Source organism: Rhodobacterales bacterium HKCCA1288 (assembly GCA_015693905.1).
Lineage (GTDB): Bacteria > Pseudomonadota > Alphaproteobacteria > Rhodobacterales > Rhodobacteraceae > M30B80.
In genome coordinates this window covers 2,575,341-2,599,601 of sequence record CP065161.1, presented here as the reverse complement: position 1 = coordinate 2,599,601, position 24,261 = coordinate 2,575,341, and the positions used below count along the sequence as shown (strand labels likewise).

The window sequence follows — 24,261 nt, the reverse complement described above, 5'->3', positions numbered from 1 at the left end:
CGTCCTTTGGTTCACTTACTGGGCAATTTGTGCGGCAACATCCGCATCAATCGCGGCCAAAGCATCATCAAGGCTCATTTCGCCTGTGATCGCTTTGGTCAGGTAGTCAGGCACAACACCATAGATTACGAAATTCTTGGCGTAACCTTGGAAGGTGTAAGCCTGTGGTGTCGTTTCTGCTGCCTTGCCAGCATTTGCCGCAAAGACAGACAGCGCAGCCGCAACCGCGGGGGATGCATCACCATAATCAACACCCGAAGCCTGAAGGCCCTGATGCGCGGTGATGTTGCGGGTTGCAGATGCAAAGCGGGCTGCATTTTCCTCAGAGGCGAGGAAATCGATAAAGGCCGCAGCTGCTTCAGGTGCATCGGTCGATTTGAACGCCGTGATCGCGGCACCCCCTGGCATTGCGCCACAGCCACCTACGCCACATGGCGCTGGAACCGCGCGCCATTCGAAATCGGTGATGTTTTCCGAGTAGGAATTGATCATCCACGAGCCCGACATGTGCATCACAGCTTCGCCCGATTGGAACAGCGGTGCAGCGTTGCGGTATTGCGTGCCCTCACCCGCAGGCCAACCTTCGGCAGGCATCAGGCCTGAGGCGTGCCAACCCACAAATGTTTCTGCAAAGTCACGGAACCCTTCATCCACGAGGATCGGGTTGCCCGCATCATCAAAGAAGCGCGCGCCATAGGAAAACGCAGGGCCCGCCATACGATGCGCCGTGCGATCCATTGCCAAGCCTGCAGTCACGCCTGTTACGGCCTGAACTTCGGCCAAGGCCGTTGCCCAATCGTCCCATGTTGCGCCATCCCCTGGCATATCCACGCCTGCATCTTCAAAGAGCGAGACGTTGACATAGGGGCCTGTCACAGTCAGCTGGGTCATCCACCCGTAAATCCCATCATCCCCCGCACCTGGTGCGCGGAACCACGGCAGGGTCGCGCCATAGGCGGCTTCCCATGCGCCACGATCGACATAGGGCGCGAGATCAAGGTAATACTGGTTCAAGCCGCCCAAATTGGTCACGCGCGCGACATCAGGGGCCGCATCCGTTTGCAACTGGTTTTCCAACTGATCACGGATCACGTCATAGGCAACGGTTTCCATGTTAACAGTATGGCCTGTGGCAGCGGTGAATTCGGGCAGCATTTCGCCGATCACATCGCATTCATTGCCGTCTTGATAGCACAAAAACGTAATTTCATCCGCGAAAGCGGGGGCTGCGCTTGCAACCATAAGTGCTGCAAGTGCAGTGCTGGTAAACTTAGCGGTCATGTAATTCCTCCCTTAAACATTCCCGTTGGTTTTGGTCGTCTCACTTTCCCCCTTTTGATCGGGGTAACTTAGTTATGCGGGCTCTGTCTCCCTCACGGTGAACGTGCCAAGCTTGCCGCGGAAAAATCCCAGCGACCCACCCAAATCGCGATAGCCCGCACGCTGCACTTGGCCGACCATGATATCATGGTCACCGCCCGCGTAATTGGCCCAAGCTGTGCATTCAAACCGCGCAAGACAGTCATGCAGCACGGGCACACCTTCGGCATTCATATCAAAATCATCAGGCCCAAGCCCCTTTGCATCGCGCGCGATGCGCCAGCAAAGATCTTCTTGATCCGCCCCCAAAACATGAATGGCATAGGCAGGGGCCGCACCGAAATAGGGGTAACGGCGCGAAGCGCGATCAATCGACCACAAGACCAATGCAGGATCGAGCGACACGGATGTAAAACTATTCGCCGTGATGGCCACCGGCCCCTCATCGCTTGCGACTGTGACAATGGTCACACCCGTTGCAAAACACCCAAGCGCAGTGCGAAAGGCGCGCGGGTTTGCAGGGTCAGGCACAAAGCTGCTGAGGGGGTGGCGGCGCATCTTCTGATCCATCAGGCGACCTCGTGACCAAGTGCGGCCTCGTAAAGCGAGAACCAATCGCGCCGATCAAGACGCACGCGCAGCGCGTCTGAAATAGTGGCAATGCGCGGCAACGCATTGGTGCCAAGCACAGGCAAGATTGTCGAAGGATGGGCCAAGAGGAACGCCACAGCAACAGCCGCACGATCCACGCCCTGCTCTGCCGCAATGGCGTCAAGACGCGTGGCTAACAGCCCCTCGCGTGTCGTCATCAGCGCACCACCCCCCAAAGGCGACCACGCCATGACGGGCTGTGCGTGGCGTTGATGGAAACTCAAATCCCCATTTGTGAAGGGCGCGATATGAGACAGCGACAGCTCAATTTGGTTGGTCACCAATTTCGCGCTCATCGCAGATTGCAGCAACTCCCAATCCCAAGGGCGGAAATTCGACACACCCGCTGCGCGGATCTTGCCCGATTTGATCAATCCATCAAGGCAGGCCCCCGTCTCGTGGTGATCCATCAAAGGATCGGGGCGGTGGATGAGTAACAGATCAATCTGATCAATCCCCATCTCGCGCAATGAGGTATCAACAGATTGCGTGATATGAGCTGCGGATGTGTCGTAATATTTCACAGGCGCGTCAGAATAGCGGCCAATCGGGGCCACGATATCGCATTTTGTGACGATTTCCATTTTGGCCCGCAGATCGGGCCGCGCGCGCAATGCTGCACCCAAAATGGCCTCAGCGGTGTAAGCGCCATAAATATCCGCCTGATCAAAGGTTGTTATCCCTTGGGCAAGGCAGGTTTCGATTTTTGCGATGACATGATCGGTGGAGGTATCCGTGTCATCGCCAAGCCGCCACATCCCGTAGACAAGACGGCTAAAACTCAGGCCCTCGGCGATTTGGACGCGGGGCATGGTGGGGGGTGTTTTGGTCATTTGCGAACGCCTCCGCCTAGGGGTGTATTCGGCAATGTAGCGGGCACGCGGCCATATTCATGGGGCAAAGAGCAAGTTTTCATCTGCGGTAACACGCGACTGCCAAAATGCTCTGCCTCGTCTTTGTGCGGATACCCCGAAAGAATAAAGGCGCGGATGCCCATTTTTTGGTAATCCTCAAGCCGTGACAAAACCTGATCGGTAGAGCCAACAAGCGCCGCCCCACAGCCAGACCGCGCGCGACCAACACCCGTCCAAAGATGGGGTTCAATATACCCCGCATCATCCGCAATCTCGCGGTTTTTCGACTGGTGGCTCACCCCAAGGGATTTGGCATCAAGCGCGCGATTGCGGATCGCGTCCCCCTGATCCTTGTCAAGTTTTGAAACGATATATTCGGCATATTCGCGCGCTTCGGCCTCGGTGTCGCGCACAATCACATGGACGCGCAGACCGTAATCAAGCGTGCGGTTATAACGTTCGGCCACGGCATTCACGGCCTGCATCCGTCCGCGCAACTCTTCCTCGCGTTCAGGCCACATGAGATAGACGTCACAATGCTGACCGCAAAGCTCAAGCGCATCAGGCGAGTAGCCCCCAAAATACAGCAGCGGCCCGCCCTTTTGATAGGGGCGCGCGGGATCTGTGGTCAGGCCTTCAAAGTTATAAACTTCGCCTTTGTAATTGATCTCGTCCTGCGTCCATGCCTGTTTCAGGATTTCCACAACCTCGCGCGAACGCTGATAGCGAAATGAACTGTCGGCCACCTCACCAGGAAAATCCGAAGAGATGATGTTAACAGTCAGGCGGCCTTCCAGCATGTGATCGAGTGTCGCGATGGTGCGCGCCAACATAATGGGCTGCATCTCGCCACAGCGCACAGCCGCTAGCAGGTTAATCTTGGAGGTGATCGGCGCACAGCCTGCAACGAAGCTGAGCGTATCTTGTCCCACCTGATAGGACGAGGGGCACAGCACATTGCGAAAGCCGTGGTTTTCAGCGGTTTTCACAATATCCGAGCAATGCGCAAAAGATGAGCGCAACGCCCCATCTGGCACGCCCAAGAATTGATAATCATCCGAGCAAAGCGCAGCAAACCACGACACTTCGGCGGCATCTAGATCGGCAGATGTGATGGGAACCACGCTCAAATCTCTTCTCCCCTCCCTACGGCGCGTTGATCTAAATCGTCATCGCTGCCGCTTGACTTTCCCCGAAATTAGCCGTGTCCTTGATCTGGATCAATAGTGTATCAATTTTTTCGAAAGGCCGCTTCGATGCGCGATCAAATCGACCGCAGACCCGCCTCATCGGCGCTGCCGCTTTACATACAATTAAGCGAGGTCTTGATCCGCGAAATCGCAGCGGGACGTCTGCCCGATGGCAGCCGCCTGCCGCCCGAACGCACGCTGGCTGCGCAGTATCAAACTACGGTGCGCACATTGCGAAAATCCCTAGATATTCTAGAAGAAAAAGGTCTTTTGCGCCGCGTGCAGGGTTCTGGAAATTACGTGCAATCAAGCGCGCAGATCAGTTCGATTTACTCGATGTTTCGCCTCGAACTTCGCACAGGCGGCGGGCTGCCAAGCGCGCAAGTTCTGGCGGTGGACTATATTGCGAAACCCGCCGATCTGCCCAGTTTTGGCACGGCCTCGCATGCCACGCGAATCCGCCGTTTGAGGTTCCTCAATTCTCTGCCAGTGGCGGTGGAGGAGATCTGGCTAGACGGGGCTGCGGGCCGATTGGAGGCCGAAAAGCTGTCTGATTCGTTGTATCTGACCTATCGTGTGCAATTGGGCCTGCGGATTCTTCAGGCTGAGGATTATGTCAGCATCGCCCCCATCCCCGATTGGGCGCCGCCCGAGTTCGCGCGCCCAGCCACAAGCCCCGCCCCCTTTGTCGAGCGTTACAGCCATGCAGACGGTCAGGGCATCATTGAATATTCCCGAAATTGGATTGACCACACGCGTGCACATTATGTGCAGCGTCTAAAGTAGAGAGGACAAATGTCTCAAATCACACGCTACGGCATCATCGGTTGCGGTATGATGGGCCAAGAACATCTGCAAAATATCGCCCTGCTAGACGGGGCGGAGGTGGCCGCGATTTTCGAGCCCGATGCGGGTATGGCTGCGAAATCACTGGCCCTTGCACCGAAGGCCACGCTTTACGATAGCCTTGAGGCACTGGTGGCCCATCCTGATCTCGACTGTTACCTGATCGCCAGCCCGAATTTCCGCCATGTCGAGCAGTTAACATATCTCGCAAAACATCGCCCCCTGCCCGTCCTCGTGGAAAAGCCGCTCTTTACGGATCCCGCGCAACAAGACAGCCTGCGCGAGATCCGTGACAGCTATCCCGCGCCTATTTGGGTCGCGATGGAATATCGTTATATGCCGCCAATCACCGCCTTCCTTGAGGCCGCCGAAGGGGCCACAGGCGGGATCAAGATGCTGTCTTTGCGCGAGCATCGCTTTCCTTTCCTTCAAAAGGTTGGCGATTGGAACCGCTTTAACCGCTATACGGGCGGAACATTTGTTGAGAAATGCTGCCATTTCTTTGACCTGATGCGCCTCGCCTTGAAATCGGAACCCGTGCGGGTGTTGGCCTCGGGCGGGATGGATGTGAACCACCGAGACGAGGCCTATGACGGCGAGACGCCAGATATCCTCGATAATGGGTTTGTCATCGTGGATTTCGCCAGTGGTGCGCGGGCGCTGCTCGAACTGTGCATGTTCGCTGAAGGCAGCCGCTATCAAGAAGAGGTCTGCGCCACTGGCCCTAAAGGCAAGATTGAGGCCTATGTGCCCGGCCCCGGTCGGTTCTGGCCCGATCATTTGGGCGAGGCCCCAATCCCGCAATTGATTGAAAGCCCACGAGACCCCAAAGGGCCTATCGCCCGCGACATCCCTGTCGACCCGACCCTATTGGCCGCAGGCGACCATAATGGATCAACCTTTTATCAGCATCAGAAATTCTTAGATTTGGTGCGCGGGAAAAGCCAAGCACCCGAAGTCAGCCTGAATGATGGCTACATGGCCGTCATTATGGGAATGGCTGCACAAATTTCGATGAAGGAACATCGCGCTGTAGAGATTTCAGAACTTACCCGCGCGATGAATGGGTAACTGAAAGATGCCCCATCACCTGCTCGTGGCGGGTGATGGGGAAATCCGAGGCAAACCTCAGCCTGGAACTTTGTTTGCCGCAGGCGCTTCGATTGGCGCTGCAACGGGCTGCGAAGAGCACGCCGACAGAGCAACAAGCGCTGTGATGCAAACTGCAACAGATAGTTTTTTCATGATCAATCACTCCTTGTGGGCAATGCTATGTAATCAAATCCACGCGCAACAGTCAATGACTACTAGATGTCGTAGGGGGTTAAGTTATCATTATTTCATCTTGCGGGGGATGTAAGGCAAGTATTTGAAATTGTTAACGCATAATAAAAATACCTAAAAGGCTTCATATATGTCGGATTTAGACCAAATTGGAATTGTTGGGGGTGGTTTGATCGGTCTAAGTTGGGCCGCTTTGGCCTCATCACTGGGGCATAAGGTGGTCATTATCGACCCTGATCCTGACTGCAATCAGCATCTTGCGACCTTCTTGGCCCATGCATGGCCGAACCTCGCAGCATTGGGGTTAGCGCAATCTCCGACTGCGCCTGATGTCAGCCCAGATTATGCGGCCCTCAAAGGGGCCAGATTTGTCCAAGAGAATGCGCCAGAGCGGATCGCAGTCAAGCACGAGGTGATCCGTCAAATCGAGGCGCAGGTCGGGCCCGAGGTCGTGATTGCGTCAAGCACCTCGTCACTCATGGCCAGTGATCTACAGCAGGGCGCCAAACATCCTGAGCGCATCTTGGTCGCGCACCCAATGAACCCGCCGCATCTGATACCGATGGTTGAACTGGTCGCAGGCCGCCTCACCGCACCAGACGCAATGGATCAAGCCGAAGCGCATTATCATGCACTGCACCGCGTGCCCATTCGTGCAAAGCGCGAGGTGCAAGGCCACATCGCCAACCGCCTGACCGCAGCACTCTATCGCGAAGCGGTCAATCTTGTGGCCGAAGGAATTGCGGATGTCGCCGATATTGATCGCGCCATTGCCAATGGGCCAGGTCTGAGATGGGCCTTGATGGGGCCACATCTCACCTATCACTTGGGCGGTGGCGCGGGCGGCTATCGCGCGTATCTTGACCATCTTGGCCCCACGCAAGAGGCGCGATGGAAAGACCTTGGTCATCCCGAACTGACCGAGGCACTCAAGGCGAAATTGGTTGCAGGTGTCGAAGCGGAATTGGCGAGCATGGGAGGCGCAGATTTGCGCGCGCGCCGCGATGCTGCATTGGTGGAGCTTCTACGCCTAAAGGGAGATCAGGCACTATAACCCACCGCAAAGAAAAAGTGGGCGCAGATGCGCCCACTTTCACGCCCAATAAGGGTTGGGATCAGGACGGGATATCGCCCTCGACCCCTTCGACATAGAAGAACATACCCGCAAGGTCGCCATCGGACGCGGTCTCGCCCTCAGCCAACCATGGGCTGCCATCTTGCTTGTTGATCGGCCCTGTGAACGGATGATATTCGCCCGCCGCGATTGCATCGCGCAGCGCCTCGGCCTCGGCCTTTACATCTGCGGGCACGACATCGGAAATCTCACCAATGCCAACCATGCCCGTGCTGATGCCATCCCATGTGTTCACGGATGACCATGTGCCATCAATCACGGCCTGCACGCGGTCGATGTAATAGGGCGCCCAGTTATCGATGATCGAAGAAATACGGGGCATCGGACCATATTCCGCCATATCGGCCGCCTGACCAAAGGTGTAAACGCCACCTGCCTCACGCGCGGCCTGATGCGGCGCGGTCGAGTCGGTGTGCTGCAGAACAACGTCACAGCCCTGTTCAATCAATGCCTTGGCCGCATCTGCTTCTTTCGCGGGGTTCAGCCATTCAAAGATCCAGATGATCTTGAATTCCACATCAGGGTTGACCTTTTTGGCGTGGATATAGGCCGAGTTGATGCCACGGATCACCTCAGGAATTGGCACAGACGCGATATAGCCAATCTTGTTGGTGGTGGTGACACGACCCGCCAATGTGCCTTGGATCGCGCGACCTTCGTAGAAGCGCGCGGAATAGACAGACACGTTATCCGCCTGCTTATAGCCTGTTGCGTGTTCGAACTTCACATCAGGGAAATTCGCCGCCACATTCACGGTTGGATCCATGAAGCCGAAGGATGTGGTAAAGATAATATCCGCACCACCCAAAGCCATTTGGGTGATCGCACGCTCGGCATCGGGGCCTTCTGGGACGCTCTCTTGATAGACAAATTCAACCGCATCGCCAAAATGCTCGACCATTTCCATTGCGGAATGATGGTGGTGCTGTGTCCAGCCGCCATCATTGATCGGGCCAACATAGATAAAGCCGACTTTGGTCTTGTCCTGCGCGCGCGCGGGCATGCCCATTGCTGCGGCGAGGGCGGCACCCGCACCAGTCGCAAGTAGTGTTCTGCGTTTCATAATTACTCTCCCGGTTTACCAGAGATCAGGCTCTGGTCGTTGCTGAAACCCTCAAGACGAGGGGTGAAAGGGTTTGCCCAATGAGGCAGGCGCCCGTCCTGCGCGTATCATCACAAGGACGATGATGGTCGCAAGGTATGGGGCCATTGACAGATATTCGACAGGAATTTTCAAGCCTTCTGCCTGCAAATTAAGCTGAAGAACAGTAACACCGCCAAAAAGATAGGCACCTGCAATCAAGCGCCATGGCTTCCAAGAGGCGAAAACCACAATGGCCAAAGCAATCCAGCCTGCGCCTGCCGTGATCCCGTCAATCCATTGGGGCACGCGGACAAGGCTGATATAGGCGCCTGCAAGCCCTGCACAGGCCCCACCAAATACAATCGCAAGAACGCGCACACGGCGCACATTATACCCTAGCGCATGCGCGGCTTCGTGATTCTCACCAACAGCGCGCAGGATCAGGCCCGCACGGCTATATTTCAAAAACGCCCAAACCCCCGCCACGATGGCAATGCTCAGATAGACCATCAGATCATGGCGAAACAGGATCGGCCCCAAAACCGGAATATCGGACAAAATGGGGAAAGACAGCTTCGCCACCGTCAAATCAGGTGATCCAACCGCATCTTGCCCGATCAGCGATGACAGGCCCAAGCCGAACATCGTCAGGCCCAAACCTGTGGCGACCTGATTGGTCAAAAGAAATTGGGTCAAGACGGCAAAGACCAAGGAAACGACTGCCCCCGCACAGGCCGCCCCGACAAATCCGAAATAGGGGTTGCCGCTTGAATGGCCCGCAATATAGCCGCAAACCGCACCGACAATCATCATCCCCTCAACCCCAAGGTTCAGGACGCCCGCGCGCTCGACCACCAATTCACCGATTGCCGCAAGCAAGATCGGCGTTGAGGCCACCATCAGCGCGGCCAAAAGCAGGATTGGATTGATATCCATCAGCGCACCTCCCCTTGGCCGAATTTGAAACGATAATTGGTCAGCACATCCACAGCCAAAAGGCAAAAGAGCAACATGCCCTGAAAGGTCAAAATTGCCGCTGCAGGCAGGTTCAACTGTGCCTCGGCCGCCTGTCCACCGATATAGGTCAGCGCCATGATCAGCCCCGCAAAAAGAATGCCCACAGGATGCAAGCGCCCCAAAAAGGCCACGATAATTGCGGTAAACCCGTAAAAGGCGGGGAAAGAACCAAGGATTTGCCCCGATGGCCCAGCCACCTCAAACAATCCTGCAAGTCCCGCAAGCGCGCCCGATATACCCATACATAAGATCACAAGGCGATTAGCATTGACCCCTGCAAATCCCGCCGCCCGCGGGCTTTGCCCTGCAAGGCGCACGTTGAAGCCAAACTGATGTCGGGTGAAGAGGATATAGGCCCCCACCACGGCCATCAGCGCCGCTAAAGCCCCCCAATGAAAGCCTGTGTTGGGGATCAAATCCAAATTGGCGGCCGATGGGTATTGCCGCAAATTACGGCTACCAGGCATGCCAAACCCCTCGGGGTTGCGCAAAAGGCCAATGGAAAAGGCCTTGATCAAAACTTCGGCCACATAGACCAGCATCAGCGATACAAGGATTTCGTTGGTCTTGAACACCACCCGTAAAATCGCAGGGATCATCGCCCAAAGAAGCCCCCCCAAGAGGCCCGCAACGATCATCAGCGGAAAGATCAACCAGCGCGCCTCCATCGGGTAAAAGGCCAAGGCCACCCCTGCCCCACAAATGGCGCCGATAATATACTGACCTTCGGCACCGATATTCCAAATTCCCGCCCGAAACCCAAAGGACAGCCCCACGGCGATCAGCACCAAAGGGGCAGCTTTCTTGACAATCTCGGGGCGGTAAAAATGCGCAAAGGGGCCGAAGATTGGATCCCAGAAAATCGTCTTGATCGCGATCAATGGGTCTTTGCCCAAAATCGCAAACAGACCCATGCCGAGAATGATGGTCAAAATCACCGCCAAGACGGGCGCGCCATATGTCCACCCGCGCGAAGGCTGTGGCCGTTTCTCAAGCCTAAGCATGGGCCACCTCCAGATCATGCGCACCACCGAGCATCAACCCGATTTTCTCCATGGTCAGCCCCGATGTTGGCACCGCTTGTGACAAGGTGCCTTCGTTCAATGCCGCGAAGCGGTCAGTGATTTCCAAAACCTCCTCAAGGTCTTGCGAGATCACAAGCACCGCTGATCCTGCACTGGCCAAATCCAGCAAAGCCTGACGTATCGCGGCTGCGGCAGCTGCATCAACGCCCCATGTGGGTTGGTTGATCACCAAAACGCGCGGGTTTTGGCTGATCTCGCGCCCGATTACGAATTTCTGCAAATTCCCGCCCGATAGCGCACGCGCGGCAGTTTCGGGGCTTGGGGTGCGCACATCAAAACGCGCGATCACCTCTTGGGCGAAGGCCCGACTGCGCGGCCAATCAATAAACCCGTTTTTCAACAAAGAAAGCCGCGTTTTCGCCGTCATCAATGCGTTTTCTACAAGGTTCATATCAGGGGCGGCGGCGTGGCCATTGCGTTCCTCTGGCGCGGCACAAAGGCCAAGGGCGCGGCGGGCATTTGGCCCATCGGCGCCAATGCCCTGACCCTCTAATTGGATCATATCAGCATGTGTGCGCATCTCGCCTGACAGGGCCGCGACCAATTCATCTTGACCATTGCCCGCAACACCGCCGATCCCCAAGACCTCGCCCGCGTGTAGGGTAAAGCTGATCTCTTTTAGGCTTGTTCCGAATTGGTGCAGCGCAGGCGCGCTCAGGCCCGACACTTGCAACAAGGGCTGTCCAGTCGTGACAGCCGCGCGCTTTGGCGTGGCAAGGGTCTTGCCCACCATCATCTCGGCCATGTCACGGTTGCTCATTTCGCGCGGGTCGAAGGTGCCCACAACCTTACCTTGGCGCAAAACAGTGGCGTGCTCACACAAAGCGCGGATTTCTTCAAGTTTGTGCGAGATATAGAGGATTGATGTCCCTTCAGACGCCAAGAGACGCAATGTGCCAAACAGGATATCGACCTCTTGCGGGGTCAGGACGCTGGTTGGCTCATCCATGATCAAAAGCTTGGGATTCTGCAGCAAACAGCGAATGATCTCGACCCGCTGCCGCTCGCCCGCAGATAGATCGCCCACAATTCGATCAGGCGATAGTGGCAGCCCATAATTTTCAGATGCAGCCCGAATTTGCGCGGCAAGGTCCTGCGTCTTGGGTGGGTTTTCCATACCAAGCGCAATATTCTCTGCCACGCTCATCGCGTCAAACAGCGAGAAATGCTGAAACACCATCGCCACGCCTGCGGCGCGTGCAGCGCGCGGGTCACTGGGGGCAAAGGGCGCGCCCTCAAGCAGCATCTGCCCCTCATCGGGGCGCACAAGACCATAGATGGTCTTGACCAAGGTCGACTTGCCTGCACCATTTTCGCCAAGCACGGCGTGGATCTGGCCCTTGTCGATATCAAAGCTGACATCGCTATTCGCGATGACGCCCGGATAGGCTTTGGTCAGTCCCTGCAATTCAAGAAGCTTCACATTGCCCCCGTGTTTTTATGTGCCGCCTCTTCTGCCCGAGACAGCAAGGCTGTGGCAACCCCCAAGGCAATGGCCTGCGGGTGTTTGCCCAAGGATATATCCCCTATTGGGCAGGATATGCGCGAAATTTGTGCGCTGTTATGGCCAAGCGCCGATAATCTGCCCTTAAACCGCGCCCATTTTGTGGCCGACCCGATTAATCCTGCGCTGCCAAACTCATGACCAAGCAGGGCATGGCACAGTTCGAGATCGAGGGAATGGCTATGGGTCACGATGATATGATCAGCCGCCTTTGGCGCATGGCGCACCACCCCTTGCGGGGTCTGCGCGATCAATGGCGTGACATTGGGGGGGATGACCTCGGGAAATCTCGACTGCGCGATATCCACCCAAGTCAGGGCCAGATCGGGCAAAGGTGCAAGCACATTCACCAAAGCCCGCCCTACATGACCCGCGCCCCAGATCCAAATCTGATGCGGGGCGGCAGGCCCCGTTTCGATCAGCCAATCCCCAACAACGGCAGGGCTATGGGATGGGTGCAGACGCGCGACCGCGCGCGCGATTTTTGCGTCCCAACGCGCATTTGGCCCAAGCGGCCGCGCATAGGGCAAACTATCTGGAATATCTTTCGCAAAGACCTCGAACACCACGCTGACAAACCCGCCGCAGCATTGACCCAAATTTGGCCCAAGCGGATAGTTCCGCGCCGCGATCCCGCCCTGCGGCAGCATCGTGCGGGCCTCTGCCACAGCCTCCCATTCAAGACGCCCCCCGCCGATTGTGCCCTCTTGACCTTCGGCCCAAACGATCATGGATGTGCCCGCCTCGCGTGGGACAGACCCCGCCGTGCGCGTGATCAAAATCCGCACAAACGGCCCCCGTGCCGCACAAGCGCGCAAATATGCCAAATCAAGGCTCATGGTTGCAAGCCTTGGATGGCGCGCAAAATACGCTCGGGCGTTGCAGGTGCATCCAGATTTGGATAGCCCCCACCACAGGCCGAAATCGCGTCTGACACAGCAAGAAAGGCGGATATGCCCAGCATGAAGGGCGGCTCACCAACCGCCTTTGAGCGATAAATCGTGGCTTCGGGGTTTTCACCATCCACAAGCGCCACGTTAAAAATGGCGGGCCGATCTGAGCAGGCAGGAATTTTATAGGTGGATGGCGCATGGGTGCGCAAATGGCCCCGATCATCCCAGACCAATTCCTCGGTCATAAGCCATCCGGCCCCTTGGACATAGCCGCCCTCAACCTGCCCGCGATCAAGCGCGGGGTTCAGCGATGCGCCCACATCATGCAAAATATCGGCGCGCAAAATACGGTTCTCGCCCGTCAATCTATCAATGACCACCTCACTCACGGCGGCACCATGCGCAAAATAAAAGAAGGGCCTGCCCTGCCCTGCGGCGCGATCCCATGACAGATCGGGGGTTTTGTAAAATCCCGTAGCCGACAGACCCACGCGGGCCTGATAACAGGCCGCCACAGCCTCGGCGAAGCTGATATTTTGGTCGCCCCACATGACACGGCCATCGGCAAACCGCACCTCTGCCCCTTGGCCCAGAAACTCGGCCATGCGGGTGCGAATGGCATCACAAGCAGCCAGAACGGCCATCCCGTTCAGATCACTGCCCGATGAGGCCGCGGTGGCCGAAGTATTAGGAACCTTGGCCGTGTCGGTCGCGGTGATCTTTACCTGATCCACCCCGACCCCAAAACGGCTTGCCGCCACTTGGGCCAATTTTTGGAATAAGCCCTGCCCCATTTCCGTGCCGCCATGGTTCATCATAATTGACCCATCTTGATACACATGAACCAGCGCACCCGCCTGATTGAGATGGGTGAGGGTGAAGGAAATTCCGAATTTCACGGGGGAAAACGCAATGCCGCGTTTCAGGATGGGCGAGGTTTCATTCCACGCGGCAATTTCTGCACGCCGCGCCGCGTAATCGCAATCAGACAGCAATTGATCTGTCATCTCATGCAGCAGAAAATCGCGCACCTCCATCCCATAGGGGGTGGTGTTCGCAAGCCCCGCACGCGCGGCGCTCTTTGGGGCAGCGTAGTAATTTCTGCGCCGCACAAGGGCGGGATCAAGGCCCAAATCATGGGCGATATGATCCATCACCCGTTCAATCCCCAAAACGCCCTGAGGCCCCCCAAACCCGCGAAAGGCCGTGGCCGATTGCATATTGGTCTTTAACCGCAGCGAAGTGATCTCCGCATGGGGCAAAAGATAGGCGTTATCCGCGTGCAACATCGCGCGATCTGCCACGGGTGCCGTTAAATCCTGCGCCCAACCGCCCCGCGTGATCTGCGTGAACCGCACCGCTTCGATCTGGCCTTGATCATCAAAGCCCACATCATAGGCAATTCGAAAATCATGCCGTTTGCCCGTGATGATCATGTCATCATCGCGATCATAGCGCATTTTGCAGGCGCGCCCTATCTGACGCGCGGCCACGGCACAGGCCACGGCCAATGCGTTGCCTTGGCTTTCCTTGCCGCCGAAGCCACCCCCCATACGCCGACACTCCACCCGCACCCCATGCATGGGCAGGCCCAAAGCATCGGCCACTTTGTGCTGTATCTCAGTCGGGTGTTGGGTCGAGCTATGGATCACCATATCCCCGCCCTCTTGTGGCAGGGCCAAGGCGGCTTGACCTTCGAGATAGAAATGCTCTTGCCCGCCCATGGTGATTTCACCTTGCAGGCGGCGCTGAGCCTGATCGAGGGCGGCAGTTGTGTTCCCCTTGGCCCAAACACGCGGGCCATCCTCAAAATAACTCTCCGCGGCCAATGCATCCTCAATGCTGAGGATCGGTGGCTCTGCCTCAATCTCAATCTGCAAAAGCCGCGCAGCTTTGCGCGCTGCAAGGTGAGTATCTGCCACAACCAAGGCCACGGGCTGCCCCATGTAATGCACCCGATCTGTCGCCAATAAAGGTTCGTCATGCACCGAAGGGCTGACATCATTGGCAAAGGGCAGATCAGCCGCAACAAGCACCGCGACCACGCCTGGTGCAGCCCTCATGGCGGCAAGATCCAGCCCGCGGATCACCCCACGCGCCACGGGCGACAGGGCAAAGGCCAGATGCAAGCAGCCCTGCGGGGTTGGAATATCATCCACATATCGCGCGGCGCCCGTCACGTGCAGGCGCGCGCTGTCATGGGCCATGGGGGCTTGAACGCTCATGGAGTCACCTCCAGCACAGATACAGGTGTGCCTTGGCGTTCGGCGTAATAGCGCCACATCATGCCTTGCGCCGCTGCCATCCGATAGGCGGCTGATGCCCGCATATCAGAGAGCGGCGTGAAATCATCAACTAAGGCTGCAGCAGCAGCCGCGATTGTGGCCTCGCCCCAAGGTTGGTCGATCAACGCGGCCATTGCCGCGCGGGCCAGTTTGGGCGTTCCTGCCATACCGCCAAAGGCCAGACGCGCGTCTTGAATAATGCCATTTTTGACGACGACATTGAACGCACCGCAAACGGCGGAAATATCCTGATCAAAGCGTTTTGACAATTTATAACACCGCAAATCAGGCGCGGATTTCGGCAAAGTGACGGCTTCGACAAATTCCCCGCTTGCGCGGTCTTGCTGGCCGTAGTCGATAAAGAAATCTTCAATCGCAATCTCCCGCCGCGCATCGCCCTTGCGCAAATGCAGCCGCGCGCCAAGCGCAATCAATGCGGGCGGGTTATCCCCAATGGGCGAGCCGTTCGCGATATTCCCGCCGATTGTGGCGGCGTTTCTAACCTGCTCTGACCCATAGCGGCGGATCATCTCGGCATAGCTGGGGTGATACTGCGCCATCACCTGATGCACCCGCGCCATGCTAACCATTGCGCCCAAGCAAATTTCATCTTGGCCCAGCTGCACATCAGCCAGATCAGCGCATTGGTTGAGAAAAATCACCTCGTCAAAATCGCGCAACTGTTTGGTGACCCAAAGGCCAATATCGGTGGCCCCCGCAATCAATAACGCGTCAGGTTTTGCAGCATAAAGCGTGGCCAATTCATCGCTGTTTTGCGGGGCATGAATGCTTTTTTGTGCCGTGGCCACCCATGCTGCATCACGCGCAAGCCATGCGGGTTGCGCGCCATCTTCAGCCGCTTGTGCCGCGCGGATGATCGGGGCATAGCCCGTGCAACGGCACAAATTGCCCGCCAAAACCGTGTCGTGATCACGGCGCCCATTGGCATGGCCTGCGACCATCGAAGCAATAAAGCCGGGCGTGCAAAAGCCGCATTGCGACCCGTGATGCGTGATCATGGCCTCTTGGACCGGGTGCAGCGTGTCAGAACCAATACCCTCAACGGTGCGAATGGCTTTGCCATCAATCTGGGGCAAAAATAGAATGCAGGCATTAACGGCGCGAACCCCGTCAATATCCTGAACCACCACGCTGCAAGCCCCACAATCGCCTTCGTTGCACCCTTCCTTTGTGCCGGTCAGACCCCGCGCTTCGCGCAGCCAATCGAGCAATGTCGCAGTGGGATGGGTCGAGACCTGCACGGCCTCTCCATTCAGAAGAAACGAAACCTCCATCGAGAATTTAACCTGCCGCTTTACCCCGTCATGTGCTGTCACATCCTCAGGCGTCGATGCGGCGTAGAGACCTGAGCGGCTGTGTTAATAACAATGAAAGCGAGGGTTTTCGCGTTTGGCAAGAATTTTGTCGCGCCGCCTGCCGTAAAGATTCTTAACTTGTAGATAATATTTATAGATACGTATACTGTTAAGGCCTATAGAAGCGAGAAATGGAAAGTTAATGCTGCTGAGGGAAATCATAGAAGCTGACAAAAAAGTTACCTCATACGGCACTTGGGAAAGAGGAACGATCCCAAGAGCTTCGTTTCCACTACGAAAAAAGAAGATGCAGCAAAGTCAAGAATGGTATTGGCGCATCATAGAATTCAAAGCGTTAGACAATGATTTCATTATACTAATCCGCGTCAACGAGCGTATTCAAGAATACTATGCCTATCTCGGCCACAAGAGAGACGATGGAATGGCTGTGCTCTGTAGCCATGATCTCCACGTGTCCCACAAGAACTGGCACTGTCACTTCATTAAAGGCGATGTGACACGCGTAGAGACAGGATATTTGCGTGATCGAGAACACATGATATACCATCCGAGCGGAGGCGTGGAGATCGAGTGTACAACGGCCTTTACCATCAACCTATCAAATGCTGTAAAACACGCAGCCGTCCGCTTTCGCTTTCAAGAGCCTGAACAAAGTGAGCTTTTTGCATGAACCTTCAAAAACAAATATGCAAATCATTCTGTGACGGCTTCCGAGTACGAGAAGTTCCAAAAGGGTTTGTAATAACTTCCCCTTTCACGTGGCTTGGCGATGAACCACTAGTGTTTTACGCAAGCAAAGAAGCCTCGAAAATACGTTTCGAGGATAGTGGCGCTTCCTTTCTTTACCTAGAAGACGTAGCGGGTGATCTTACGACAGACACCAGAATGGAAACGGTGCGTCAGCTAGCAAAGCTACATGAGATAAACTTTGATGAAGACACCGTGACGTTCTCAAGCCAATGGTTCGACGAAGACCAATCGGGCCAAGGCGTAATCGAATTCCTCTCGTTTATGAACAGACTTCAAGACCTAGAGTTTCAATCCCGAGAGAGGGCTGAAAATTTGTTCAAAGAAGACTTGCTTGACGCAATAAGGGGGCACTTCACAAATGGCTATACTGTATTCGAGAAGCACGAAATATCCCCCGACAAAGGTGGATACATAACAGACATCTTTGTTGCAGCCGATAGTGGAAGATCAGCAGCAGTTTACGTTGCCACGGCAGAAATAAAGGTGCTGGAAGCTCTTCTTGCGGCGGAGTTGATTGCGCGTGAGCGTTTGGTAACAGTGACGCCAATTGTAGTATACGAAGACTTCATAAACTCCTCTATTTCAAAGAAAAATCGCCAACGCACAATGAACAATGACGTATTAAACCTTGTAGATTGGTCAGGCGCTGGACGAGATGGCACAAACTCTAAAATCGAGGCTATACTTCGCCGAGCAGCTTAGAGTCGCCTAATTGAGCAATGAGGTGGTCTGCGCGAGATGTTGAGTGAATGTTCATACGTTCACCTGAGTTCAGGCATGGCTCTGCATGGGTCGCGCAGACCCCACAAAAAGAGGTGCCCATGGCGCAAGAGACGCTTTTGATCAAACACGCAGATCTTCTGTGCACGATGGAGGCGCGCCCAGATGCGCCCTATGGCGATGAAATAACCGATGGCGCGCTGTTCGCACGCGGCGGGGTGATCGAGGCGGTTGGAAAAACCGCGGATCTGCCGCAAAGCGCAGACCGCGTGATTGATATGCGCGGTCATGTGGTGATCCCTGGGATGGTGAACACCCATCACCATATGTTCCAAAACCTCACCCGCGCCGTGCCTGCGGCGCAAAACGCACCGCTTTTTGGTTGGTTGCAGACCCTTTACCCTATTTGGTGCAATATCGGGCCAGATCATATTTATTGGTCAGGGGCCTTGGCCATGGCGGAATTGGCGATGACGGGCTGCACAACCTCCTCCGACCATTTGTATCTCTATCCCAATGGCGCACGGCTTGAAGATAGCTTTGCCGCTGCCGAAGATATCGGTTTACGCTTTCACGGCACACGCGGCTCGATGAGCATTGGCGAAAGCAAAGGGGGGCTTCCCCCAGATCGTCTGACCGAAGCCGAACCCGCCATTCTGGCCGATTGCCAACGCCTGATCGAAACCCATCATGACGCCAGCCGCTATGCGATGCGGCGGGTAGCTTTGGCCCCGTGTTCGCCTTTCTCCGTCAGCATGGATTTGATGCGCGAAACCGCCACTATGGCGCGCAGCTACGGGGTCGGGATGCACACGCATCTGGCCGAGAATGTCGAGGATATCGATTATAGCCTTGCGACCTTTGGGATGCGCCCCGGTGAATATATCGAGGCGGTTGGTTGGACAGGCCACGATGTTTGGCACGCCCATTGCGTTCAATTGGATGACGGCGAGATCAACCTCTTCGCACGAACAGGCACGGGCATTGCGCATTGCCCCTGCTCGAATATGCGGTTGGCCAGTGGCATTGCACCCGTCCGTCACTGTCTGGATGCAGGGGTAAAGGTGGGGCTTGGGGTTGATGGCTCGGCCTCCAATGACAGCGGCCACATGCTCAATGAGGCGCGCCAAGCCATGCTGCTGCAGCGCGTCATGAAAGGGGGCGATGCGATGACCGCGCGCGAGGCTTTGGCGGTGGCAACCCGTGGCGGCGCGTCAGTTCTAGGCCGCGATGATATTGGGGTGCTTGCCAAGGGCTATGCCGCCGATCTTGCTGCCTTTGATACACGCGGCATCGATTTTGCAGGCGCGCAATGGGATCTCCTTGCAGGTCTGTTGTTCTGCGGCTCGGGCAAGACCAATTACACCATCATCAACGGCAAGGTTATTGTTGCAGAGGGGCAGTTGGTCAGCATGGATATGAGCAAACTCTTGGCAAATCACGCGGCCATGACCCGCGATTTGATGGAACGGGCCTAAGCGTAAAAGGCGGGTTTTTTGATCATTTCAACCCGCTCTTTGACGCCTGAGTGCAAGGCACGCACGCCTGTATCCGCAACAAGGGCGGCGGCATAGCCATCCCATGTGCTGGCAGCCGCTTCTGGCAAAATACCCGTTTGCACAAATCCCATGAAATCTCGATTTTGGGCGACATAGGCATCATGGTAATGTCCGCGCCAATCCTCGTCATAGCGGATCGCCGAACTCAGTCGCGCATCAAGGCGGGAATGCGCCACTTTGTTGGTTGAGATACTGCCAAGCTCGCCCACCAATTCTGCGCGCACATCATATCCGTAGGCGGCGTTGTTGTTGACCTCGACTGTGATCAATTGATCATCATCGGTTTCCAGAACCATCACCACGGGCGCCACAACATCATCGCTGCGCTTAGGCTGATGGGCGGTGATCGTGGTCACCTCCACCCCCAATAGATACCGCGCGATGTCAAACTCATGCGGCGCGGAATTGGTAATCGCCATGGCCCCCGTGAAACTGGGATAAGGCGTGGCGAGGTTGCGGTGAAAGTTATGCATCATCAAAGCCCGCCCCAACACACCTTTGGCAAGGGCTTCGCGCATATCCAAATAGGCACGATCATAGCGGCGCATGAAGCCAACCATGATATGGGGCGAACCTGTCGCCTGTTCGGCGGCCATCACATCCAAACATTCGTCAATCTTTTGGCTTAGGGGCTTTTCACACAAAACCCGCTTGCCGCGTGCAATCAGCGTCTTGGTGTAAGCTGCATGGGTAAAATCGGGCGAGGCGATAATCACCGCATCAATATCTTCGCGCAACAGCGCGGCTTCGGGGTCATCTGTGCAATCAACCGCACTTGTCGCATCGGCCACGGCGCGCGCCCGCGCGCCATCCATGTCGCAGACAAGTTGCAAACAGGCATTCGGCACATCTTGGGCGATGATCTTTGCATGATCCGCCCCCATCACGCCTGCGCCAATGACCGCCACACGCACCACCATCTTGTCCCCTCCCACGAAACACTGTGGTGCTTTTGCTAAACCCCGAAGGACGGGGGTGCAAAGAAAAAAGGGGGCGCATGGCCCCCTTTTTTAAAGATTATGCTGCCTTTTGGCGTGGCCCGCGGGCGGGTTTGCCACGGCGGCGATGACGCGGTTTTCCATCCGCCGCGCCATGCCCTGCATTGGCCTTTGGCTTAAAGCCACGGCGAGGGCCGCCGCGATGGGGACGACCGCCACCTTGCTCGGCCCCCTCGGGCGCGCTGCCGCTGGCCACGGGGATTTCGAGTTTCATCAGCTTTTGCACTTGGCGCAGCAAATCCATTTCATCAGCGGCGCAAAAGGCAATTGCCTCTCCCTCGCGCCCTGCGCGGGCCGTGCGGCCAATACGATGGACGTAATTCTCAGGCACATCTGGCAAATCATAATTGACCACATAAGCCACACCTGGGATATCGATGCCACGGGCCGCAACATCGGTTGCGACCAACACAGTGATCTCACCCGCGCGGAATTGTTTGATGGCACGATCGCGCTGACCTTGGCTTTTGTTGCCGTGGATCGATGCGGCCTTATAGCCATCCTCAACCAAGCCTTTCATCAGCTTTTCCGCACCATGTTTTGTGCGCGCAAAAACAAGCGTCAGCGCGTCCAAATCGCGGCTCAGGATTTCGCGCAGTTTGGCGGGTTTATCGCCCTTAGAAACAAAATGCACCGACTGCGTGATCTTATCTGCCGCTTTTCCTGGAGGCGAAACTTGAACACGGCGGGGGTTGTTCAAATAGGCGCTCGACAATTCTTCCATCTGCTTGGGCATGGTGGCCGAGAACAGCATGGTTTGGCGCGGGGTTGCCAAATGCGGCGCGATTTGGCGCAGCGCATGGATAAAGCCCAGATCAAGCATTTGATCGGCCTCGTCCAAAACCAGATGGCGCGTTTGGCTGAGATCAACCGCGCGGCGATTGAGCAGGTCAATCAAGCGACCGGGTGTTGCCACCAAAATATCAGTGCCGCGCGCAAGAAGGTTGATCTGCTTGGGAATGGATTGCCCCCCCACCACAGAATGAACCCGCAACTTGGACCCTGCCGTCAGAGGCTTGAGGCTGTCTGCGATTTGGTTGACCAATTCACGCGTTGGCGCAAGCACCAATGCCTTGACGGTTTTTGGTTCAGGCTTGCCCTGCTTGCCCAACAAATGGTTGATCAGCGGCAAACCGAAGGCCAGCGTCTTGCCTGTGCCTGTTTGCGCCAGACCCATAATATCGTGCCCTTCCAAGGCCAAAGGAATGGCTTGGTTCTGGATCGGGGTGGGTTCGGACAGGTTTGCGGCCTTCAACGCCGCGTTCAATGTGGGCTCAAGTCCCAGCATATCGAAATCAAACAAAGAGATATCCTTTTCACAAAGCCCTGTGCAAAGCGCGCACAAAGCCGTTTGGCCGCCAAATGATCGGCAGCCGTTTCGGGTTCACAACGACATTGGCCTTCCCGCCACCCTATCGCTGTATCAGGAACCCTGCGTGTTGGGATACTGAGTGGTGATGCCCCGCTCGGCCCGTCTGTCGGGCACAACTCTCTCACGCGATCACGCGGGTGCAGGCCTTGCACCTCGTGTATCTGAGATGAGAAGTCAAGCGGTGATTGGTGCATAGCCGCTATGCACCCCACCCCTTGCATTTGGGCCACAATCCGCGCGATGGTCGGGTTGCGCAGTTTCCGCGCGGAAAACCCCTTTGCAATGATGGATGACACCCGCCAATGACCCTTCCCCTCAAAGGTCTTTTCGTCGCATTGGCGACTGTCACGATATGGGCCGTGTTTCTGGTCGGCACGCGGTTTGCCGTCAGCACGAATTTCACAGTAGAGGAGGTGTTGCTTCTGCGCCTTGGCACTGGGTTTTTGGTCACAATCCCGCTGATGTTGAAATTGGGCGTGATCCCCCGCGGGCAAAGCGTGATTGGTGCAGTCATGCTCGGTCTAGGGGCCAGTGCGCTTTTCCCCTACATCGTTTCAATGGGCCTATTCTTTGCGCCTGCCTCGGATGCGGGGGTTTTGGCACCGGGAATGCTGCCGTTTTGGACGGCGCTTGTTATGGTCGTCATGACGGGTGAGCAGCCCTCAAAGCCACGACTGATCGGATTGATCGTGATCTTTATCGGGGCTTTGATGGTGGGGCTGTGGCAGGTCTTGCATGGCAGCGCAGATGGCGCATGGCGGGGGCATATCCTGTTTCTCTCTGGGTCTTTTTTATGGGCGATCTATTCGGTCTATTTCAAACAAAGCGGATTCACGCCCCTGCATGGTTTGGTAATTGGGCTATTTTGGGGAACCCTGGCCGTGGCGCCATTTTTGGCCCTCTCAGGGAATGTCAGCTTTGCGGGCGTAAGCCCGCGCGATTTTCTAGTCATGGCGCTGTTGCAAGGCGTGCTCATCGCGGTCTTGGCTTTGGTTCTCTATGCCATAGCGGTGCGCCAATTGGGGGCGGCGCAAACCGCCGCCTTTGGCGCGTTGACCCCCGTTCTCGCCTTAATCGGGGGCGCGCTGTTTTTGGGCGAAACTGTTACCCTGATCAAATTAATCGGTGTGATCTTGGTGGCTGCCGGCGTGGTGTTGGCATCGGGGCTGTTTGACCGCAGGGCCTGAGGTCACCCGGCCTGATACTGTCCAAGCTCGGCACGGCGCACGATGGCCCACCGATATTGTTCAGGCCAGAGCGAAAAGGCATCCGCCTCGCCAAGGGCCTCGGCGGCGTGAAGGGGCCAAAACGGATCATGCATCAATTCCCGCCCCAAGGCGATGAAACTGGCGCGCCCCTCTTGCAGGATATCCTCAGCCTGCTGCCCGTCCACGATCCGTCCAACCGCCATGGCAGCAATACCTGCTTCGCGCTCCATCGCCTCGGCATAGGGCACCTGAAATCCCAAAGGTCGCTGTCCGCCTGCAGGTAAAGGCCGCCCATCATCGCTGGCGCGGAAGGCAGGCGCGCCCGCAATCCCACCTGATGAGCAATCAATCACATCAACCCCAATCGCCTTAAGCGCCTTGGCCAGCGTGACGGAATCCTCAAGCGACCACCCCCCTGTATCCACCGCAGAGATACGGAAAAACAGGGGAAGTTCCTCAGGCCAAACCGCGCGCACCGCGCGGCTGACCTCCAAGGCAAAGCGCATCCGCCCCTCAAGATCCCCACCATAGGCATCATTGCGCTGATTGGTGGCGGGCGACAAAAAGCTATGGATCAAATACCCATGCGCGCCGTGAATTTCGATCACCTTGAACCCTGCGGCCAGCGCGCGTTTTGCGGCATCGGCAAAGGCCGCAATCAGCCCCGCGATCTCTTCCACACCCAACGCTTTGGGGCTTGGCCACCCATCGGCTACAGGCAGGCCAGAGGGCGCAACCGTTTGCCACCCCCCCTCGCCCCATGTTGTGTCATCGGGGGCGACAGGCTTGCCGCCGCCCCATGGGGGGGCGCTACTGGCTTTGCGCCCCGCATGGGCCAATTGGATTGCAGGCACCGCGCCCATCTCAGTGATGAACCGCGTGATGGGTTTGAACGCCTCCACCTGTGCATCGTTCCAAATTCCCAAACATTTGGGCGTGATCCGTCCGCGCGGCTCGACCGCAGTCGCCTCGGTAAAGACCAATCCCACCCCGCCGCGCGCAAACGCCGACAGGTGGGACGCGTGAAAATCAGAGGCCAAACCATCCTGTGCGGAATACATACACAGCGGCGAGAGAACGATACGATTGCGCAAGGTGAGGCCACGCAGGGTCACGGGCGAAAATAATTTACTCTCAAAGTGCATAGCAGACCGCCTATGATAAGACTG

At 56.6% G+C, this 24,261-nt stretch carries 21 protein-coding genes; 7 read left to right on the top strand and 14 right to left on the bottom strand.

The window, feature by feature from the left end:
• Nucleotides 1-15 precede the first annotated feature (15 nt).
• The 4 genes from I3V23_12795 to I3V23_12780 all read right to left on the bottom strand — a co-directional run bounded on the left by I3V23_12795 (nt 16) and on the right by I3V23_12780 (nt 3,955).
• A complete protein-coding gene (locus tag I3V23_12795) occupies nt 16-1,242 on the bottom strand; it encodes an extracellular solute-binding protein (GenBank protein QPI86838.1) in 1,227 nt (408 codons plus the stop codon).
• A 111-nt stretch (nt 1,243-1,353) separates the two neighbouring features.
• Entirely contained in the window at nt 1,354-1,890 is a 537-nt protein-coding gene (locus I3V23_12790) for a flavin reductase family protein (GenBank protein QPI85396.1), read from the bottom strand.
• Entirely contained in the window at nt 1,890-2,783 is an 894-nt protein-coding gene (locus I3V23_12785; GenBank protein ID QPI86837.1) for an aldo/keto reductase, read from the bottom strand. The genes I3V23_12790 and I3V23_12785 overlap by 1 nt, the downstream gene beginning before the upstream one ends.
• 17 nt (nt 2,784-2,800) lie before the next feature.
• Nucleotides 2,801-3,955 carry an LLM class flavin-dependent oxidoreductase gene (locus I3V23_12780; GenBank protein QPI85395.1) on the bottom strand — a complete coding sequence of 385 codons (1,155 nt, stop codon included), beginning with the start codon at nt 3,953-3,955 and terminating at the stop codon, nt 2,801-2,803.
• Between the two features lie 126 nt (nt 3,956-4,081).
• On the opposite strand from I3V23_12780, the gene I3V23_12775 reads away from it, so the two are divergent.
• The 3 genes from I3V23_12775 (at nt 4,082) to I3V23_12765 (ending at nt 7,199) form a co-directional block, all read left to right on the top strand.
• Complete coding sequence (locus I3V23_12775; protein ID QPI85394.1) at nt 4,082-4,801, top strand: GntR family transcriptional regulator; 720 nt, start codon at nt 4,082-4,084, stop codon at nt 4,799-4,801.
• Nucleotides 4,802-4,810: 9 nt separating this feature from the next.
• Nucleotides 4,811-5,932 (top strand): Gfo/Idh/MocA family oxidoreductase, encoded by a 1,122-nt coding sequence (locus I3V23_12770; protein QPI85393.1) that lies wholly within the window; start codon nt 4,811-4,813, stop codon nt 5,930-5,932.
• Nucleotides 5,933-6,275: 343 nt separating this feature from the next.
• Nucleotides 6,276-7,199 carry a 3-hydroxybutyryl-CoA dehydrogenase gene (locus I3V23_12765; GenBank protein QPI85392.1) on the top strand — a complete coding sequence of 308 codons (924 nt, stop codon included), beginning with the start codon at nt 6,276-6,278 and terminating at the stop codon, nt 7,197-7,199.
• A gap of 61 nt (nt 7,200-7,260) precedes the next feature.
• Here the strand turns inward: I3V23_12765 and I3V23_12760 are convergent, their stop codons facing one another.
• The 7 genes from I3V23_12760 to xdhA are packed head-to-tail and all read right to left on the bottom strand — an operon-like array spanning nt 7,261 to nt 16,443.
• A complete protein-coding gene (locus I3V23_12760) occupies nt 7,261-8,343 on the bottom strand; it encodes a BMP family ABC transporter substrate-binding protein (GenBank protein QPI85391.1) in 1,083 nt (360 codons plus the stop codon).
• A gap of 51 nt (nt 8,344-8,394) precedes the next feature.
• Complete coding sequence (locus I3V23_12755) at nt 8,395-9,300, bottom strand: ABC transporter permease (GenBank protein ID QPI85390.1); 906 nt, start codon at nt 9,298-9,300, stop codon at nt 8,395-8,397.
• The gene (locus tag I3V23_12750; protein ID QPI85389.1) at nt 9,300-10,385 is read right to left on the bottom strand and encodes an ABC transporter permease; all 1,086 of its coding nucleotides are present in this window, start codon (nt 10,383-10,385) and stop codon (nt 9,300-9,302) included. Before I3V23_12750 ends, I3V23_12755 begins: the two co-directional genes overlap by 1 nt.
• Nucleotides 10,378-11,874, bottom strand: a complete 1,497-nt coding sequence (locus I3V23_12745; GenBank protein ID QPI86836.1) for an ABC transporter ATP-binding protein — start codon at nt 11,872-11,874, stop codon at nt 10,378-10,380. Before I3V23_12745 ends, I3V23_12750 begins: the two co-directional genes overlap by 8 nt.
• Nucleotides 11,875-11,885: 11 nt before the next feature.
• Nucleotides 11,886-12,809, bottom strand: coding sequence for a xanthine dehydrogenase accessory protein XdhC (gene xdhC, locus I3V23_12740; protein QPI85388.1), 924 nt, complete (start codon nt 12,807-12,809; stop codon nt 11,886-11,888).
• Nucleotides 12,806-15,088 (bottom strand): xanthine dehydrogenase molybdopterin binding subunit, encoded by a 2,283-nt coding sequence (gene xdhB, locus I3V23_12735; protein ID QPI85387.1) that lies wholly within the window; start codon nt 15,086-15,088, stop codon nt 12,806-12,808. The genes xdhC and xdhB overlap by 4 nt, the downstream gene beginning before the upstream one ends.
• Entirely contained in the window at nt 15,085-16,443 is a 1,359-nt protein-coding gene (gene xdhA / locus I3V23_12730; GenBank protein QPI86835.1) for a xanthine dehydrogenase small subunit, read from the bottom strand. The genes xdhB and xdhA overlap by 4 nt, the downstream gene beginning before the upstream one ends.
• Before the next feature lie 223 nt (nt 16,444-16,666).
• On the opposite strand from xdhA, the gene I3V23_12725 reads away from it, so the two are divergent.
• The 3 genes from I3V23_12725 (at nt 16,667) to I3V23_12715 (ending at nt 19,433) form a co-directional block, all read left to right on the top strand.
• Nucleotides 16,667-17,155 (top strand): hypothetical protein, encoded by a 489-nt coding sequence (locus I3V23_12725; GenBank protein QPI85386.1) that lies wholly within the window; start codon nt 16,667-16,669, stop codon nt 17,153-17,155.
• Nucleotides 17,152-17,937, top strand: a complete 786-nt coding sequence (locus I3V23_12720; protein QPI85385.1) for a DUF1828 domain-containing protein — start codon at nt 17,152-17,154, stop codon at nt 17,935-17,937. The genes I3V23_12725 and I3V23_12720 overlap by 4 nt, the downstream gene beginning before the upstream one ends.
• 119 nt (nt 17,938-18,056) lie before the next feature.
• Nucleotides 18,057-19,433 (top strand): 8-oxoguanine deaminase, encoded by a 1,377-nt coding sequence (locus I3V23_12715; GenBank protein QPI85384.1) that lies wholly within the window; start codon nt 18,057-18,059, stop codon nt 19,431-19,433.
• Here I3V23_12715 and I3V23_12710 read toward each other — a convergent pair.
• Both I3V23_12710 and I3V23_12705 read right to left on the bottom strand, forming a co-directional pair.
• Nucleotides 19,430-20,434 carry a Gfo/Idh/MocA family oxidoreductase gene (locus I3V23_12710; protein ID QPI85383.1) on the bottom strand — a complete coding sequence of 335 codons (1,005 nt, stop codon included), beginning with the start codon at nt 20,432-20,434 and terminating at the stop codon, nt 19,430-19,432. The genes I3V23_12715 and I3V23_12710 overlap by 4 nt on opposite strands.
• Nucleotides 20,435-20,531: 97 nt before the next feature.
• Nucleotides 20,532-21,815 (bottom strand): DEAD/DEAH box helicase, encoded by a 1,284-nt coding sequence (locus I3V23_12705; protein ID QPI85382.1) that lies wholly within the window; start codon nt 21,813-21,815, stop codon nt 20,532-20,534.
• Nucleotides 21,816-22,186: 371 nt separating this feature from the next.
• On the opposite strand from I3V23_12705, the gene I3V23_12700 reads away from it, so the two are divergent.
• Nucleotides 22,187-23,071 carry a DMT family transporter gene (locus I3V23_12700; GenBank protein ID QPI85381.1) on the top strand — a complete coding sequence of 295 codons (885 nt, stop codon included), beginning with the start codon at nt 22,187-22,189 and terminating at the stop codon, nt 23,069-23,071.
• Between the two features lie 2 nt (nt 23,072-23,073).
• Here the strand turns inward: I3V23_12700 and I3V23_12695 are convergent, their stop codons facing one another.
• The gene (locus tag I3V23_12695) at nt 23,074-24,237 is read right to left on the bottom strand and encodes an NADH:flavin oxidoreductase/NADH oxidase (GenBank protein ID QPI85380.1); all 1,164 of its coding nucleotides are present in this window, start codon (nt 24,235-24,237) and stop codon (nt 23,074-23,076) included.
• Nucleotides 24,238-24,261 lie beyond the last annotated feature (24 nt).

Coding starts and splice junctions, on each gene's coding strand:
- I3V23_12785 (QPI86837.1), bottom strand. CDS start 2,783: ATGCCCCGCGTCCAAATCGCCGAGGGCCTGAGTTTTAGCCGTCTTGTC.
- I3V23_12765 (QPI85392.1), top strand. CDS start 6,276: ATGTCGGATTTAGACCAAATTGGAATTGTTGGGGGTGGTTTGATCGGT.
- I3V23_12750 (QPI85389.1), bottom strand. CDS start 10,385: ATGCTTAGGCTTGAGAAACGGCCACAGCCTTCGCGCGGGTGGACATAT.
- I3V23_12700 (QPI85381.1), top strand. CDS start 22,187: ATGACCCTTCCCCTCAAAGGTCTTTTCGTCGCATTGGCGACTGTCACG.
- xdhB (QPI85387.1), bottom strand. CDS start 15,088: ATGAGCGTTCAAGCCCCCATGGCCCATGACAGCGCGCGCCTGCACGTG.
- I3V23_12725 (QPI85386.1), top strand. CDS start 16,667: ATGCTGCTGAGGGAAATCATAGAAGCTGACAAAAAAGTTACCTCATAC.
- xdhA (QPI86835.1), bottom strand. CDS start 16,443: ATGGAGGTTTCGTTTCTTCTGAATGGAGAGGCCGTGCAGGTCTCGACC.
- I3V23_12770 (QPI85393.1), top strand. CDS start 4,811: ATGTCTCAAATCACACGCTACGGCATCATCGGTTGCGGTATGATGGGC.
- I3V23_12760 (QPI85391.1), bottom strand. CDS start 8,343: ATGAAACGCAGAACACTACTTGCGACTGGTGCGGGTGCCGCCCTCGCC.
- I3V23_12795 (QPI86838.1), bottom strand. CDS start 1,242: ATGGTTGCAAGCGCAGCCCCCGCTTTCGCGGATGAAATTACGTTTTTG.
- I3V23_12775 (QPI85394.1), top strand. CDS start 4,082: ATGCGCGATCAAATCGACCGCAGACCCGCCTCATCGGCGCTGCCGCTT.
- I3V23_12695 (QPI85380.1), bottom strand. CDS start 24,237: ATGCACTTTGAGAGTAAATTATTTTCGCCCGTGACCCTGCGTGGCCTC.
- xdhC (QPI85388.1), bottom strand. CDS start 12,809: ATGAGCCTTGATTTGGCATATTTGCGCGCTTGTGCGGCACGGGGGCCG.
- I3V23_12715 (QPI85384.1), top strand. CDS start 18,057: ATGGCGCAAGAGACGCTTTTGATCAAACACGCAGATCTTCTGTGCACG.
- I3V23_12710 (QPI85383.1), bottom strand. CDS start 20,434: ATGGTGGTGCGTGTGGCGGTCATTGGCGCAGGCGTGATGGGGGCGGAT.
- I3V23_12720 (QPI85385.1), top strand. CDS start 17,152: ATGAACCTTCAAAAACAAATATGCAAATCATTCTGTGACGGCTTCCGA.
- I3V23_12755 (QPI85390.1), bottom strand. CDS start 9,300: ATGGATATCAATCCAATCCTGCTTTTGGCCGCGCTGATGGTGGCCTCA.
- I3V23_12790 (QPI85396.1), bottom strand. CDS start 1,890: ATGGATCAGAAGATGCGCCGCCACCCCCTCAGCAGCTTTGTGCCTGAC.